The sequence below is a fragment of the Streptomyces sp. NPDC047869 genome (assembly GCF_040704065.1).
Lineage (GTDB): Bacteria > Actinomycetota > Actinomycetes > Streptomycetales > Streptomycetaceae > Streptomyces.
Genome location: NZ_JBEYRK010000003.1, coordinates 384,935 through 401,150 on the forward strand (window position 1 = coordinate 384,935; position 16,216 = coordinate 401,150).

Consider the following 16,216-nt stretch of genomic DNA (forward strand, 5'->3'; position numbering starts at 1 on the left):
CCCCGGGGGCCCGAGGGTCTTCAGGCGGACAACGGGCGGACGTCTACTTGTCGCCGCCCTTGTCGTCGCCACCGCTGCCCATGGACTCGTAGATCTCCTTGCACATGGGACACACGGGGTACTTCTTCGGGTCGCGGCCGGGCACCCACACCTTGCCGCACAGCGCCACGACGGGGGTGCCGTCGAGGGCGCTCGCCATGATCTTGTCCTTCTGGACGTAGTGGGCGAAGCGCTCGTGGTCACCGTCGCCGTGGGACACCTGTGGCGTCGGCTCTACGAGGGTCCCCGTACCAGTCCCGCGCTCGGGCTCGAGAGTGCTCATATCGCCAAGGGTACTGAAGCGCGCGGGCATCAGTTGAGCGACGGGTCGTCGGGATACGTGGCGACCATCGCCAGCTCGTTGCGCTGGCGGCGCAGCACCTCGCGCCAGAGGGTCTCCGGCTCCGGGCAGGACACGTCGCCCGGCTCAGACTCCACGACGTACCAGGCGCCCTCCACCAGCTCGTCCTCGAGCTGGCCGGGGCCCCAGCCGGCGTAACCGGCGAAGATCCGCAGTGAGCCGACGGCCGAGGCGAGCAGCTCCGGCGGGGCCTCCAGGTCGACCAGACCGATCGCGCCGTGCACCCGCCGCCAGCCGAGCGGGGCGCTGTCCCCGTTCGATCCGCCCGGGATGACCGCGACGCCGAGCGCCGAGTCCAGGGAGACCGGACCGCCCTGGAAGACCACTCCGGGCTCACCGGCCAGCTCGGCCCAGCCCTCCAGGATGTCGCCCACGCCCACCGGGGTGGGGCGGTTGAGGACGACACCGAGAGAGCCCTCCTCGTCGTGGTCGAGAAGGAGCACGACCGCACGGTCGAAGTTCGGGTCCGCCAGGGCGGGGGTTGCCACGAGCAGCCGCCCTGTGAGCGAGGACACCTCGGTCATGCCAGACATGATCCCGCATCTTCCCCCGCTGTGGGGAGCCAATCGGGGTGCGCGAGTGAACGCAGCTCAGGGCGCACGGGGGCGCGTCCCGCGCCGGTGACCCCTTGTGCCCGGCGGTGAACGGTTCGTGTTGTGACACAGCTATGACGCGGCTGGGCGGTACTTGGGCTTACAGGACGGGGGTAATAGGCGATTACCCTGTCTCTCCGGCCCCTGCGCAAAGTGATCGGCCGGCCCCTGCCCGACTCATCGGAACGCGAGATTCATGACCGTCAACGACGATGTCCTGCTTGTCCACGGCGGAACCCCGCTGGAGGGCGAGATCCGTGTCCGCGGTGCGAAGAACCTCGTACCGAAGGCCATGGTCGCCGCCCTGCTGGGCAGTGCGCCGAGCCGACTGCGCAACGTTCCGGACATCCGTGACGTGCGTGTCGTGCGCGGTCTGCTGCAGCTGCACGGGGTCACCGTCCGTCCGGGTGAGGAGCCCGGCGAGCTGGTCCTCGACCCGTCGCACGTGGAGAGCGCGAACGTCGCTGACATCGATGCCCACGCGGGTTCCAGCCGTATCCCGATCCTTTTCTGCGGCCCGCTGCTGCACCGTCTGGGGCACGCGTTCATCCCGGGCCTGGGCGGCTGCGACATCGGCGGCCGGCCGATCGACTTCCACTTCGAGGTGCTGCGGCAGTTCGGCGCGACCATCGAGAAGCGGGCCGACGGGCAGTACCTGGAGGCGCCGCAGCGGCTGCGCGGCACGAAGATCCGGCTGCCGTACCCGTCCGTCGGCGCGACCGAGCAGGTGCTGCTGACCGCGGTGCTGGCCGAGGGCGTCACGGAGCTGTCCAACGCGGCCGTCGAGCCGGAGATCGAGGACCTCATCTGCGTGCTGCAGAAGATGGGCGCGATCATCGCGATGGACACCGACCGCACGATCCGCATCACCGGTGTGGACAAGCTCGGCGGCTACACCCACCGCGCCCTGTCGGACCGCCTGGAGGCCGCCTCCTGGGCGTCGGCGGCGCTGGCGACCAACGGCAACATCTACGTCCGCGGCGCCCAGCAGCGCTCGATGATGACGTTCCTGAACACCTACCGGAAGGTGGGCGGTGCCTTCGAGATCGACGACGAGGGCATCCGCTTCTGGCACCCCGGCGGGCAGCTGAAGTCCATCGCGCTGGAGACGGACGTGCACCCGGGCTTCCAGACCGACTGGCAGCAGCCGCTGGTGGTCGCCCTGACCCAGGCGACGGGCCTGTCCATCATCCACGAGACGGTGTACGAATCCCGGCTCGGCTTCACCTCGGCGCTGAACCAGATGGGCGCCCACATCCAGCTCTACCGCGAGTGCCTGGGCGGCTCCGACTGCCGCTTCGGCCAGCGCAACTTCCTGCACTCCGCGGTCGTCTCGGGGCCCACCCGGCTCCAGGGCGCCGACCTGGTCATCCCCGACCTGCGCGGTGGCTTCTCGTACCTCATCGCGGCCCTGGCCGCCGAGGGCACCTCCCGCGTCCACGGCATCGAACTGATCAACCGCGGCTACGAGAACTTCATGGAGAAGCTCGTGGAACTGGGCGCGAAGGTCGAGCTGCCGGGCAAGGCGCTCGGCTAGCCCGAACACGGCGAAAGGGCGGCACCCTCGGGAGGAGGGAGGCCGCCCTTTCGGCGTCTTCGGCTGAGGCGCCCCAAGGGGCGCGGGGCCCGACTGGATCTGCGGCTTCGCCGCGCGGGCGCGACCAGCCGCAGCGAACCCGCGGTCACCCGCGGCGCTGCGTCAGAACGGCGCTCCAGTCACCCGGCGCCCCGAGCGGAGCGCTTACTTGCCCTTGGCCGCTTCCTTGAGCTTCGAGCCCGCGGAGACCTTGACGCTGTAGCCGGCCGGGATGTTGATGGGCTCGCCGGTCTGCGGGTTGCGCGCGGTACGAGCGGCACGGTGGGTGCGCTCGAAGGTCAGGAAGCCGGGGATGGTGACCTTCTCGTCGCCCTTGGAGACGATGTCGCCGACGACCTCGGCGAACGCGGCCAGAACGGCGTCGGCGTCCTTCCGGGTCACCTCGGCGCGGTCGGCCAGCGCGGCCACCAGCTCACTGCGGTTCATGTTGTTACTCCCGTGTTCTTCTTGCCGTTGAGGCGTGAGGTGAGATCGATGCCGATGCGCTCGCGCCCAAAGACGCATCCTGCCCCTACCTGCGGCGGTAATGCCAATCCGGCACCCGTAGGAGTCGTGAGAACACCCTAGGGAGTCACACGAAAAGCGCCTGCTCGGCCGTCACCCTAGAGGGCGCCCGCCGGTGGGGGGTTCCACGACGCGCCGGGACGGGGGCCGCCGTGTCCATCCTCACAGCCCCCGCACCCTGCGCGCTACGGCGCCTACGACTCCGCGCCCACCGCCTTCGCGGCCTCGCGCACCGCGCCCGCCACGGCGCCCGCGACCTTGTCGTTGAAGACGCTCGGGATGATGTAGTTGGGGTTCAGCTCGTCCTCGGTCACCACGTCGGCCAGTGCCTTCGCGGCGGCGAGCATCATCTCGGTGTTGACGGTACGGGACTGCGCGTCCAGCAGGCCGCGGAAGACACCCGGGAAGACCAGGACGTTGTTGATCTGGTTCGGGAAGTCCGAGCGGCCGGTGGCCACGACGGCGGCCGTCTGCCGGGCGATGGCGGGGTCGACCTCGGGGTCGGGGTTCGCGAGCGCGAACACGATGGCACCCTCGGCCATGGCGGCCACGTCGTCGCCGTCGAGGACGTTCGGGGCCGAGACGCCGATGAAGACGTCGGCGCCGCGCACGGCCTCCTTCAGGGTGCCGGTGAGGTTCTCGGGGTTGGTGTTGTCGGCGATCCAGCGCAGCGGGGAGTCGGCCGGGGCGTCCACCAGGTCCTCGCGGTCCGCGTGGACGACACCGCGGATGTCGGCCACCACGGCGTTCCTCACACCGGCGGCGATCAGCAGCTTGAGGATGGCCGTACCGGCGGCGCCGGCCCCGGACATCACGACCCGGATGTTCTCGATCGCCTTCCCGGTGCAGCGCAGCGCGTTGGTCAGGGCGGCGAGGACGACGATGGCGGTGCCGTGCTGGTCGTCGTGGAAGACGGGAATGTCGAGGGCCTCGCGCAGCCGGGCCTCGATCTCGAAGCAGCGGGGGGCGGAGATGTCCTCGAGGTTGATGCCGGCGAAGCCGGGGGCGATCGCCTTGACGATCTCGACGATGGCGTCGGTGTCCTGGGTGTCCAGGCAGAGCGGCCAGGCGTCGATGCCGGCGAAGCGCTTGAAGAGGGCGGCCTTGCCCTCCATGACGGGCAGCGCGGCCTTGGGGCCGATGTTGCCCAGGCCCAGCACGGCGGAACCGTCCGTCACGACCGCAACGGAGTTGCGCTTGATGGTGAGGCGGCGGGCGTCCTCGGGGTTCTCGGCGATGGCCATGCAGACGCGGGCCACGCCGGGCGTGTAGACCATCGAGAGGTCGTCACGGTTGCGGATGGGGTGCTTGGACGCCATCTCGATCTTGCCGCCGAGGTGCATCAGGAACGTACGGTCGGAGACCTTGCCGAGGGTGACCCCCTCGATGCCCCGGAGCTTGCCCACGATCTCGTCGGCGTGGGCGGTGGAGGTGGCCGCGATGGTGACGTCGATACGGAGCTTCTCGTGACCGGACGCGGTGACGTCGAGGCCGGTGACCGAGCCTCCGGAGGACTCCACGGCGTTGGTGAGCTGCGAGACGGCGGTTCCGCTCGCGGGCACCTCCAGCCGGATGGTCATCGAGTAGGAGACGCTGGGCGCCGTTGCCATGGCCGACTTCCTCTGCTTTCACCGTGTCGCGTGTAGTGCCGTCCGATCGTCGCACCTACCCCCGAGTACGTGGTAGTCGCCCCGGATTGCGGACGTTGTGTTCACGACGGCACGCCGTTTCGGAAAACAACTTCCACAATACGAGAGATGATCGGGCAAATAAAGAGGCCCACGTCACATCGGACGTGGGCCTCTCTCACGTTCATGACACCGACCCGCCATGCTCGCCTCGCGGCAAGTGGTCCCTCTGAGGGACGAAGGTTGGGCCCGGGGGCTTGGATCGGGCCGGTGCCACGTCAAGGCTAACAAACGGATGCCGGAGGCCATTCCTGGCGCGGGGACTTCTTCGGAATTCAGTCCCTCAGCAGGTCCGGCACCCCCGCCGGGTCCGGCTCGTCCCGCTCGCCGGAGACCACCGTGAGCTGCTGGGTCGCCCGGGTCAGCGCGACGTACAGCACGCGCAGCCCGGCCGGCGACTCGTCGGCGATCTCCGCCGGTGAGACGACGACCGTGGCGTCGTACTCCAGGCCCTTGGCCTCCAGGCTGCCGAGCGCCACCACCCGGTCGCCGAGCCCGGTCAGCCAGCGGCGGGCCTCCTCGCGCCGGTTCATGGCGACGACCACCCCGACCGTGCCGTCCACCAGGCCGAGCAGCCGTTCGGACTCCGCGCGGACGGTCTTCTCCAGGGAGTCCCGTGCGGGCGTGCCGGATCCGCCGGCCGCCGTCACGAAGCGCGGCTCGACCCCGGTGGACCGTACGGCGGAGGGCGCCTCGGAGCCCGGCATGGCGAGGGCGAGCACCTTGGCGGCCAGCTCGGCGATCTCGGCGGGGTTGCGGTAGTTGACGGTGAGCTGGAAGCGGCGCCGGGGGCGGGTGCCGAGGGCCTCGTCGCGGGCCTCGGCCGCCTCGTCCGGGTCGGACCAGGAGGACTGGGCGGGGTCGCCGACGACCGTCCAGGTGGCGTGCCGGCCGCGGCGGCCGACCATGCGCCACTGCATCGGCGTGAGGTCCTGGGCCTCGTCCACGATGACGTGCGCGTACTCGGTGCGCTCCTGGGCAAGGCGCTCGGCCCGCTCCCGCTGGGTCTCCTCACGCACCGGCATCAGCTCGTCGAGGCCGGTGAGCTGGTCCAGCGGGTCCAGCTCGCGCTTCTTGCGCGGCCGGGCCGGGGCCCCGAGGATCGCCTGGAGCTCGTCCAGCATGGCGGTGTCGTGCACCGAGCAGCCCTCCCGGCGCAGCGAGCGGGCGACCCTGCGGACCTCGCCGGGGTTGAGGATCCGGCGGGCCCAGCGGCCGAGCCGCTTCTCGTCCGCCATGGCGGTGAGGACACCCTTCGGGGTCAGCTCGGGCCACCAGGCGTCGAGGAAGGCGATGAACGGGTCCTCGCCCGCCACGTCCTCGTCGAAGGAGGAGCGCAGCTCGGCGGCCAGCTCCGCGTCGGTGTGCCGGCCGGCCGCGCCGGACTTGGCCCACAGGGCGTCCAGCAGCAGCTTGCGGGCGCGCGGGCGCAGCAGGTTGACGGGAGCGGTGCCGCCGAGGGCGGTACGGCGGATGTGCGCCAGTTCCTCGGCTTCCAGTTCGAGGCGGCGTCCGAAGGCGACGACCCGGAGCCGCTCCGGAGAATCGTTCAGCTCCAGAGCGCCGCGGGCGGCCTTCCGCAGCACCTTCAGCATCCGGTACGAGCCCTTGGCGCGGGCCACGGACGGGGAGTCGTACAGCGTGGCCTCGACACCGTCCACGAGCGAGCCGATGGCGCGGATCGCGACCTGGCCCTCCTCGCCGAGCGAGGGCAGCACGCCCTCGGTGTAGGCCACCAGCAGCGGGGTCGGCGAGACGATCAGGATGCCGCCCGCGTAGCGTCTGCGGTCCTGGTAGAGGAGGTAGGCCGCGCGGTGCAGGGCGACCGCGGTCTTGCCGGTGCCGGGGCCGCCCTCGACGTAGGTGACGGAGGCGGCGGGGGCGCGGATGACCAGGTCCTGCTCGGCCTGGATGGACGAGACGATGTCCCGCATGGTGTGGCTGCGGGCCTGGCCGAGGGCGGCCATCAGGGCGCCGTCGCCGATGACGGGCAGCGCCCGCTCGTCGAGGAACGCCCGCAGTTCGGGGCGCATCAGGTCGTCCTCGACCCCGAGGACCCGGCGGCCCTTGGAGCGGATGACCCGGCGGCGCACGACCCGGCCGGGGTCCCTGGGGGTGGACCGGTAGAAGGGGGCGGCGGCCGGGGCCCGCCAGTCGATGACCAGCGGGGCGTAGTCCGCGTCGAGCACGCCGATCCGCCCGATGTGCAGGGTCTCGGCGATGTCGGCGGTGCTGTCGGGCCGGATGGCGCCCTCGGCTGGTTCGACCGCGGTGTAGGCGCCGTCGGGGCCCTTCTTGCCGTCCTTGCCGGGCAGCAGGTCGATCCGTCCGAAGAGGAAGTCCTCGAACTCGTTGTTGAGCCGGTTGAGGTGGATGCCGGCCCGGAAGACCTGGGCGTCCCGCTCGGCCAGCGCGCCGGGCGTGCCGACCTGGCCGCGCTTGGCGGCGTCGTTCATCAGGAACTCGGCCTCGTGGATCTTCTCCTCGAGCCGCCGGTACACCCGGTCCAGATGTTCCTGCTCGACGCTGATCTCTCGGTCACGCACGGAGTCCTGTGCGTCGTGTACCGAGCCGACCGCGGACTGCTGAACCTGAGCGGCCACCGGGCCCCCTTCTGACGTGCTGGGCAGCCGTCAACCGTACGCGAAGGGGACCCGGCAAAGCTACGTGACTACGCATCCACCTGGACGAGCTTCTTGCCGTCGAAGGTGGTCACCTCGAAGTGGTCGATCTCGTTGGGCTTCAGGGCCGTGCCACCGCCGATGTAGAGCGGCTTGCGGGACTCCGGGGTCTTGGCGTCCGGGATGCCGTAGCCCCACTTGGGGACGGACCAGGAACCCAGGGTCTGGCGGTCACCGTTGTTGCCGACGGCAACCAACGAGCATTTGAGCGGCCCCTTGACGCCCTTGAGCTCGAGGACGGCGGAGGTGCCCCAGTCCTTCTCGCCCATGGCGACGGTCGCGCTGGCGCCCGTCGTGCTGTCGCTTCCGCTGACCTTGTCCGGAAGCTGCTCGAACGTCGTCCGGGCGGTGGCCGCGAGAGGCGTGGCCGTCTGCCCCGAGTCGCCGCCGCCGTTCACCGCCATGACGGCCACCGGGCCGCCGATGATCAGCGCGGCAGCGGCCGCGACCAGGTAGAAGCCCTTGCGCCGCTTCTGCGCACGGCGCTCGGAGACCTCGTCGACCAGCTTCTCCACCAGCCGTGGGCTCGGCCTGGCGGACAGCGACTCGCCGATCGCCGGGGTGCTGCCGGAACCCGGCAGATCCGCCAGCGCGGCCAGCATCGGCTCCATCCCGGCCAATTCGTCCAGTTGCTGGGCGCACCATTCGCAGGTGGCGAGGTGCGCCTCGAAAGCGGTTGCCTCGGCGTCGTCGAGCAGTCCGAGGGCGTAGGCGCCCACGGTCTCGTGCTCACTCGGCACCGAAGATCCCTGACCGGGGCTCATGGGTCCAGAGATACCCGGACCACCCGGGCCGAATCCTTGCATTCCTCCGTAACCACTGCTCATCACGCCGTCACCCCCCGCTCCTCCAGTGCCAGCTTCATCGACCGCAGGGCATAGAACACCCGGGAGCGCACCGTGCCGCTCGGGATGCCCAGCGTCTGGGCCGCCTCATTGACCGTACGTCCCTTGAAGTACGTCTCGACGAGGACCTCCCGGTGCGCCGGGGTCAGGTCGTCGAGCGCGTCCGACAGCGTCATCAGCCACAGCGCCTTGTCGATCTCGTCCTCCGCGGGGATGACCTCCAGCGGCGACGGATCGACCTCCTGCGGCCGGGCCTGCCGGCTGCGGTGGCCGTCGATGACGATGCGGCGCGCGACCGTCACCAGCCAGGGGCGTACCGAACCGGTCGCCCGATTGAGCTGACCGGCGTTCTTCCAGGCACGGATGAGCGTCTCCTGCACGACGTCCTCGGCGCGCTGCCGGTCTCCGGCGACCAGCCTGAGGACGTACGCGAGCAGAGGTCCGGCGTGTTCGCGGTACAGCGCACGCATCAGCTCCTCATCAGGTTCCGAGGGCTGTGAGGACATGCGATGTCGGGCCCTCGATCCACGTTCATTGGCCACGGCCGCATCCTTGCGCACGCCCACCTCCGGTGTCCGGGGGTTCCCCCAGTCGGTCGCTCGCCCACCCGTACGGACAGGGGCGGCCCGCTGTTCAAAAGGAGGTGACAGTTTTCCTGGGAATGACGGCACGAGCAGGACATGCACACACATTCCCCCCGCGCGATGTTTGCATTTCCGACACATCGCCGGTGCGGCCCTCGCTGCCCGTGCGCACGGACCCGCAAACCGGCTGTTGCGGAAATCACTTCGCGCACGGCAGGGGAGTTTCCCGCCGCTTTCCGGCAGAAGGGCCGTACCGGGCGCTCAGGCCCGCGCGAGGGCCGCCCGCCGCCGGTGCCTGGCCACCCGCTCCCGGTTGCCGCAGACCTCGCTGGAACACCAGCGCCGACGGCGTCCCCGGGAGGTGTCCAGGTACACCAGGGGGCAGTTGTCGCCCTCGCACGCGCGGACCGCGGCTCGCGCCACGGGGTCGGTGAGCAGTTCCACGGCGTCCCGCGCGACGAGCGCCAGCAGCGCCGCGCACTCGGGCGCCCGGGCCAGCTCGCGTACCAGGGCGCCGTCCGCGCCGCGCACCGCGCACGGCGCCGGGAGCGCCGCGCGGGCGGCCTCGTTGAGCCGGCCGAGGGCGCCGTCGTACGGCCGCGGGTCTGCCGCGCCGGTGCCGCGCAGCAACTGGCCGACGTCCGAGCGCAGTTCCCGGAACCGCGCCGGCCAGGAGGCGTCGGCGTGCTCCAGCGGGGTGCCGGGCGGCACCAGCCCGGCACCGGCGATCCAGGCCCGCAACGACTCGACCGCGCCCAGTCGTTCGGCCGGATGCGTGGTCGCGAGGAGGTCCAGGCAGATCCGCCCGGCGTCGAACCGCGGCTCGTTCGGGGCCGGGGCCGTACTCAGCGTCATGTGCCTGCCACCGCCTAGGACAGGGGAACCGTTGCGTCGCTCCCCTTCACAGTGCCCGCGCCGCCCGGCGCGCGGAACCCTTCGGACGGTCTTGGCGAAGGCTTGCCCGGCGGATCCGTGCCCGGCCCCGCCTCAGCCGTCCGCGTACTTCGTGTCCGCGGCCGGGTCCAGCGCCAGCCGGTAGCCCCGCTTGACCACCGTCTGGATCAGCTTCGGCGTGCCGAGGGCCGTGCGCAGCCGGGCCATCGCCGTCTCCACCGCGTGCTCGTCGCGCCCCGCGCCCGGCAGCGCCCGCAGCAGTTCGGCGCGGGCCACCACCCAGCCCGGCCGCCGTGCCAGCGCCCGCAGCAGCGACATGCCCGCCGGCGGCACGGGCTTCAGCTCCCCGTCCACCAGCACCGCGTGCCCCCGGATCTCCACCCGGTGCCCGGCGACGGGCAACGCCCGCGCCCGTGCGGGCAGTTCCTGGCAGAGCAGCTGTACGAGCGGCCCGAGCCGGAACCGCTCCGGCTGCACCGTGTCCACGCCCCGCGCCTGCAGCGGCAGCGCGGTCACCGGGCCCACGCAGGCGGGCAGCACGTCGTGGCCGAGCGCGACCAGCACCTCGCCGAGCAGCCCGCGCTTCTCGGCCCGCGACAGCAGGGACGCGGCGGCGGGCGCGCTGGTGAAGGTGAGCGCGTCCACCGCGCGCGCGGCGACGGCGTCCAGCAGCCGGTCGACGGGCCCGATGTCCTCCGGCGGCATCCACCGGTACACCGGCACCGGGACGACCTCCGCTCCCCCGGCCCGCAGCGCCTCCACGAACCCCGGCAGCGGCTCGCCGTGCAGCTGTACGGCGATCCGGCGCCCGTCGACGCCCTCCTCCAGCAGCCGGTCCAGCACCTCGGCCATGGACTCGCTGGACGGCGACCACGACTCGGTCAGCCCCGCGGCCCGCACCGCGCCCTTCACCTTGGGCCCGCGGGCCAGCAGTTCGACGCCCCGCAGGCGCTCCAGCAGCGGCCGGCCGAGCCCCCATCCGTCGGCGGCCTCGATCCAGCCCCGGAAGCCGATCGCGGTGGTGGCCACCACGACGTCCGGCAACTGGGCGATGAGCTCCTTGGTGGAGGTGAGCAGCTCGCCGTCGTCGGCGAGCGGCACGATGCGCAGGGCGGGCGCGTGCAGCACGACGGCACCGCGCCGCTGGAGCAGCGCGCCCAGTTCCTCGGCGCGGCGCGCGGCGGTGACGCCCACGGTGAACCCGGCGAGGGGCCCGGGTTCGGGGTGCTGCTGTTCGTCGTCCATGGCTCTCCTAGCTGGCCCGCATGCCGAACGAGCCTGTCAACGGTGCGTGACAGGCTCGGTTCGGCTCGATGTCCGCGGTGTTACGTCACACCTTGGCGTAGCTGAGCTGCGGCTTCGTCTCGGTGGCGGTGGTCGGTGCGCCCCGGGTGGCCGAACCGCGAAGGTATACGGCCCAGGTCACCGCGAAGCAGGCGCCGTAGAAGACGAGGAAGGCGACGAAGGCGCCGGTGCCGGAGCCGTAGGACAGGAAGGACTGGCGGAAGGCGAGGTTGATGCCGACACCGCCGAGCGCGCCGACGGCCCCGATGAGCCCCATGGAGGCCCCGGACAGCCGCCGTCCGTGGGCGGCCGCCGCCTCGCCCGTGAGCCCCTCGGCGAGGGCCTTGGCCTGGAAGATCCCGGGGATCATCTTGTACGTCGACCCGTTGCCGAGCCCGCTGAGCACGAACAGCACCACGAAGACCGGCACGAACAGCGCCAGCGACTTCGCCATGCTCGCCGCGATCAGCACGGCGGTGGCGGCGGCCATGCCGACGTAGTTCCACAGGGTGATCCGCGCCCCGCCGTACCGGTCGGCGAGCCAGCCCCCGACCGGCCTGATCAGGGAGCCGAGCAGCGGGCCGATGAAGGTGAGGTACGCGGCCTGCAGCGGGGTGCGCCCGAACTGGTTGGTCAGCACCTGCCCGAAGGCGAAGCTGTAGCCGATGAACGAGCCGAAGGTGCCGATGTAGAGGAACGCCATGATCCAGGTGTGGCCGTCCTTCGCCGCGTCCCTCGCGGCGCCGGTGTCGTTCTTCACCGAGGCGAGGTTGTCCATGAACAGCGCGGCGAGGACGGCGGCGAGGACGATCAGCGGGATGTAGATCCCGAGCAGCACCCGCGGCCCGCCGCTCGCCCCGATGATCGCGAGGGCGATGAGCTGGATGACCGGCACGCCGATGTTCCCGCCCCCGGCGTTCAGCCCGAGCGCCCACCCCTTCTTCCGCAGCGGGAAGAAGGCGTTGATGTTGGTCATGGAGGAGGCGAAGTTGCCGCCGCCGATGCCGGCCAGCAGCCCGGTCAGCAGGAAGGTGGAGAAGGAGGTCCCCGGCTCCATCACCGCGAACGCGGCGATGGTCGGGACGAGCAGGAGGCTCGCCGAGATGATCGTCCAGTTCCGCCCGCCGAAGACGGCGACGGCGAACGTGTACGGCACCCGCACGACCGCGCCGACCAGCGTGACCACGGAGGTCAGCAGGAACTTGTCGGCGGGGGTGAGCCCGTACTCGGGCCCCATGAAGAGCACGAGCACGGACCACAGGGTCCAGACCGAGAACCCGATGTGCTCGGACAGCACGGAGAACCACAGGTTCCGCCGGGCGACCTTCTCCCCGGTCGCCCGCCAGAACCCCTCGTCCTCGGGATCCCAGCGCTCGATCCAGCGGCCGCTGCGACGGATTGGGGCCGGACCTGTCATGACGCCTCCACGGTGCTCCGGGACTCGGTGGTTCGCGGTGATGAGTCCCGAAGGTAGGGAGGGCGCGTTTCCTCGCTGTGGCTGTGGGTGACCGGCAGGGAACTTCGCTCTCACCCCGCGGGGAGGCGGGGTGAGAGGTCGCACCGGCCGGCGCCAGGGCCCGGACGGCTGATCAGCCCCGGTGCGCTCCGGCGCGGAGCTGCGGGCGTCCGGGTGCCGAGCCGTCCGGCCACAGGCGCGGTTTGCGCTTGGCGGCGATGTCCTCCACCCAGCCGAACCAGACGATGCAGCTCGCGATGAACATCCAGGTGATCGCGAGGACCGGCCAGGGGCTCTCCAGCAGCCAGGAGAAGTGCAGGTACATCACGTCGAACTGCCAGAGCTGGTCCCACAGGGTGGCGGCGACGAGGATGCAGAGGTTGTGCCAGAGGTAGATCGTCACGGCTCTGGAGTTGAGCAGGGTGATCAGCCGGTCGAAGGGGCGCAGCCAGCGGGGCCATTCCGTCCAGGAAGGGCTCACGTGGAGGAGCAGCAGCACGGTGGCGAAGGACCAGAGGGACTGCGCGAACGGGATGTCGTCCAGGTCGTGCCCCTCCTTGAAGCCGTGCGTCAGGGCGTACCAGAGGCCCAGGACCGCGATGGCCGGGGCCACGGACGGGACGACGTAGCGGGGCATGCGCTTCAGGACGCCTTCCTGGTGCGCCATTCCCAGGATCCAGCAGGCGCCGAAGGTGCTGAAGTCCGTGAGCGCCGAGGGGATGCGCTCACCGGGCAGGTTGAGGTAGCCGAACTCGAAGGCCGCGGAGAGGGCGATCGGCGACAGTACGGTCGCCCAGGGCAGCGCTCTCAGCGCCTTCAGCAGGAACGGGGACAGCAGGACGTACCAGAGGTAGGCGCGGATGTACCAGAGCGGGCCCGCCAGTTCGCTTCCCCAGTCCTCGCCGAGGATGCCGTGGATGCCGCGCAGGCCCTCGGCGTAGGGCGGGTCGCTGACCGGCAGGATCCAGAAGCCGAGGTGCAGCCACCACCAGCCGGGGTGCCCGTCGTCGCCCGGGCTCCAGCCCTGCAGCACCATGCCGGTCACGCCGATGGCACCGAGCAGCCACAGGGGCGGCAGGAGACGGCGCAGGCGGCTTCGGACCACCTGCACCGCCGGGCGCTTGAGCGAGCGGGCCATGAGGTTGCCCGCCAGGGCGAACATCACGCCCATGGACGGGAACACCACGGGCAGCCAGGCCCAGCCCATCAAGTGGTAGAAGACCACCCGGAAGAGCGCGATCGCGCGCAGCAGGTCGAAGTACCGGTCGCGCACCGGGGCGCGCCGCCGCTGCTCGGGCTCGGCGGGCCGGGTCGGCTCGTCCGTGCCGGACGGGAGGGTGGGTACGGTCACGTGCTGGGCTTCCTGGGTCGTCGTCGAGAAGGGTGCCGGCGGGGCGAGCGGAGGGGCCGCGGCCCGGGCGGGCCCCGTGGCGAAGGGCTCGTACGGGGATCCCGGCGGCCGGGCGCCCGGCCGCGGTCCGGGGTCGAAGGGCGTCGTCATCAGGCCGGCCTCCCGTCCATCACCCGCTGGTCGGTGACGGACCCGGTCGGCGGAGCCGACACACCGCCCTTGCGCCGGAGCTTCTGCCAGCGCAGGCGGCCGCCGGTGAGTGCCGTGATCCAGGACTGGAGCAGCACCACGTACATGAGCTGGCGGTACAGGATCTGCTGCAGGGGCAGCGAGATCAGCGGCGTCAGCGGTTCGCGGTCGAGGAAGAAGGCGTACGCCGCGCAGGCCGCCTGGACGGCGAGGACGCCGAACCAGGCCGCGACCGTCTTCTCGGTGGGCCCGAAGACCAGGCCGTAGACGAGGAAGATGTCGATGAGCGGGGCCAGCAGCGGGGCCACGACCATGAACAGGGACACCAGGGGCAGGCCGACCCGGCCGAAGCGTCCGGACGGGCCGCGTTCGACGACGGCACGGCGGTGCTTCCAGATCGCCTGCATGGTCCCGTACGACCATCGGTAGCGCTGGGACCACAGCTGCTGGACGGACTCCGGGGCCTCGGTCCAGGCGCGGGCCTTCTCGGCGTACACGACGCGCCAGCCGTCGCGGTGCATCGCCATGGTGATGTCGGTGTCCTCGGCGAGGGTGTCGTCGCTCATGCCGCCGACCCGTTCCAGGGCCGAGCGGCGGAAGGCTCCGACCGCGCCCGGGATGGTCGGCATGCAGCGCAGGACGTCGTACATGCGGCGGTCGAGGTTGAAGCCCATCACGTACTCGATGTGCTGCCAGGCGCCGATGAGGGTGTCCTTGTTGCCGACCTTGGCGTTGCCGGCGACCGCTCCGACCCGTGGGTCGGCGAAGGGCTGCACCAGCTCGCGCACGGTGGCCGGCTCGAAGACGGTGTCGCCGTCCATCATCACGATCAGGTCGTACCGGGCGTTCGCCATACCGCGGTTGAGAGCGGCGGGCTTGCCCGCGTTGAGCTGGCGGATCACCCGTACGTTGGGCAGTCCCAGCCCTTCGACGATGCGGGCCGTGCCGTCGGTGGAGCCGTCGTCGATGACGAGGACCTCGATGGGGTGCTCGCTGCGCATCAGTGAACGGACGGTGTTCTCGATGCACTTGGCCTCGTTGTAGGCCGGGACCAGCACGGACACGGGTTCCGTGACGGGTCGCGGGCCCCAGCGGAACCCGCGCCGGCGGGTGCGGCGGGCGTGCACGGCGGACAGCAGCAGCATCCCGCCGAAACGGGCGAGGACGAGGGAGCCGATGACCGCGAGCCCCACGACCAGGGCACCGGTGGCCCGCTCCGACGCCTGCACCAGGAATATCCAGGCCTTGCCCTTCCAGAGGTCGAGGCCCGTGACCGGGGTGTCGGCGCTCGGCGCGTCCAGTGCCTCCGTGAGGCTCTGGAACCGGTAGCCCCGTGACTGCAGTTGGGGCAGGAACCGGTCCAGCGCCTGGATCGTCTGGTGCCGCTCGCCGCCGGAGTCGTGCATCAGCACGATGGCGCCCTTGCCGCCCTTGGGCGTCGCCTTGCGGATGATCTCGTCGACCCCGGGCCGGCGCCAGTCCTCGCTGTCGGTGTCGTTGACGACGGTGAGGTAACCCCGGCTGCCGACGTACTCGGTCACCGGCCAGGACTTGTCGTCCATGGCGTCGGCGAACGAGGAGTACGGCGGCCGGAACAGGGAGCTGCGGATGCCGGCCGCTCCGGCCAGCGCGAGCTGGCTCTGGGACAGCTCCCAGTCGATGCGCCGCTCGGAGTGGTACGACAGGTCGGGGTGGTTGAAGGTGTGCAGGCCGACCTCGTGGCCCTCGTCCACCATGCGCTTGACCAGGTCCGGGTAGCGGGAGGCCATGGTGCCGGTGACGAAGAAGACGGCGTGCGCGTGGTGCTTCTGGAGGATGTCGAGGACCTTCGGCGTCCAGGTGGGGTCCGGGCCGTCGTCGAAGGTGAGGACGACGCGGTGGTCCGGCACCCGCAGGCTGCCGGTGCGGCCGCCCCGGGTGTCGATGACCGGACCGCCCTCGCGGACCGCCTCGGGCACCTTGTCGTTGGCCGCCTCGGGCTGGACCCGGAAGTCCGCGAGGATCTCGTTGTGCACGTACCCGCGCAGCATGAGCATCGCGAGCGTGGCGATCAGGACCAGGACGGACAGCAGATAGCGCAGGGGTAGCCATCTGCGCCTGGCGGGCGGGGCGGAGCGGTGACGGGAGTGTGACGGCATGGGGCGGCTTCG

The 16,216-nt window shown here is 71.2% G+C and carries 13 protein-coding genes; 1 reads left to right on the forward strand and 12 read right to left on the reverse strand.

Going from position 1 to position 16,216, the window contains the following annotated elements; translation table 11 throughout:
• Positions 1-43: 43 nt before the first annotated feature.
• A complete protein-coding gene (locus AB0924_RS06500) occupies positions 44-322 on the reverse strand; it encodes a DUF3039 domain-containing protein (RefSeq protein ID WP_143638399.1) in 279 nt (92 codons plus the stop codon).
• A 29-nt stretch (positions 323-351) separates the two neighbouring features.
• On the reverse strand, positions 352-924 hold the full coding sequence (locus AB0924_RS06505; protein ID WP_358930373.1) for a YqgE/AlgH family protein: 573 nt from the start codon (positions 922-924) through the stop codon (positions 352-354).
• Between the two features lie 265 nt (positions 925-1,189).
• On the opposite strand from AB0924_RS06505, the gene murA reads away from it, so the two are divergent.
• Complete coding sequence (murA, locus tag AB0924_RS06510) at positions 1,190-2,530, forward strand: UDP-N-acetylglucosamine 1-carboxyvinyltransferase (protein WP_358930371.1); 1,341 nt, start codon at positions 1,190-1,192, stop codon at positions 2,528-2,530.
• A 204-nt stretch (positions 2,531-2,734) separates the two neighbouring features.
• Here the strand turns inward: murA and AB0924_RS06515 are convergent, their stop codons facing one another.
• The 10 genes from AB0924_RS06515 to AB0924_RS06560 form a co-directional block, all read right to left on the reverse strand.
• Positions 2,735-3,016: an HU family DNA-binding protein gene (locus tag AB0924_RS06515; RefSeq protein ID WP_067001509.1), complete on the reverse strand. Its 282-nt coding sequence runs from the start codon at positions 3,014-3,016 to the stop codon at positions 2,735-2,737.
• Positions 3,017-3,288: 272 nt separating this feature from the next.
• Positions 3,289-4,704, reverse strand: a complete 1,416-nt coding sequence (locus AB0924_RS06520; protein ID WP_366910804.1) for an NAD-dependent malic enzyme — start codon at positions 4,702-4,704, stop codon at positions 3,289-3,291.
• Between the two features lie 353 nt (positions 4,705-5,057).
• Positions 5,058-7,385, reverse strand: coding sequence for a UvrD-helicase domain-containing protein (locus tag AB0924_RS06525; protein ID WP_358930365.1), 2,328 nt, complete (start codon positions 7,383-7,385; stop codon positions 5,058-5,060).
• Between the two features lie 68 nt (positions 7,386-7,453).
• A complete protein-coding gene (locus AB0924_RS06530; protein ID WP_358930363.1) occupies positions 7,454-8,203 on the reverse strand; it encodes a zf-HC2 domain-containing protein in 750 nt (249 codons plus the stop codon).
• Positions 8,204-8,289: 86 nt separating this feature from the next.
• Positions 8,290-8,874, reverse strand: a complete 585-nt coding sequence (locus AB0924_RS06535; protein ID WP_037932079.1) for a sigma-70 family RNA polymerase sigma factor — start codon at positions 8,872-8,874, stop codon at positions 8,290-8,292.
• Positions 8,875-9,153: 279 nt separating this feature from the next.
• Entirely contained in the window at positions 9,154-9,747 is a 594-nt protein-coding gene (locus AB0924_RS06540) for an ABATE domain-containing protein (protein ID WP_358930360.1), read from the reverse strand.
• 132 nt (positions 9,748-9,879) lie between these two features.
• Positions 9,880-11,031: a uroporphyrinogen-III synthase gene (locus AB0924_RS06545; protein WP_366910805.1), complete on the reverse strand. Its 1,152-nt coding sequence runs from the start codon at positions 11,029-11,031 to the stop codon at positions 9,880-9,882.
• An 85-nt stretch (positions 11,032-11,116) separates the two neighbouring features.
• A complete protein-coding gene (locus AB0924_RS06550; protein ID WP_358930355.1) occupies positions 11,117-12,487 on the reverse strand; it encodes a nitrate/nitrite transporter in 1,371 nt (456 codons plus the stop codon).
• Positions 12,488-12,659: 172 nt separating this feature from the next.
• Positions 12,660-13,877 carry an acyltransferase gene (locus AB0924_RS06555; RefSeq protein WP_366910806.1) on the reverse strand — a complete coding sequence of 406 codons (1,218 nt, stop codon included), beginning with the start codon at positions 13,875-13,877 and terminating at the stop codon, positions 12,660-12,662.
• A 149-nt stretch (positions 13,878-14,026) separates the two neighbouring features.
• Positions 14,027-16,204 carry a glycosyltransferase gene (locus AB0924_RS06560; protein WP_366910807.1) on the reverse strand — a complete coding sequence of 726 codons (2,178 nt, stop codon included), beginning with the start codon at positions 16,202-16,204 and terminating at the stop codon, positions 14,027-14,029.
• Positions 16,205-16,216 lie beyond the last annotated feature (12 nt).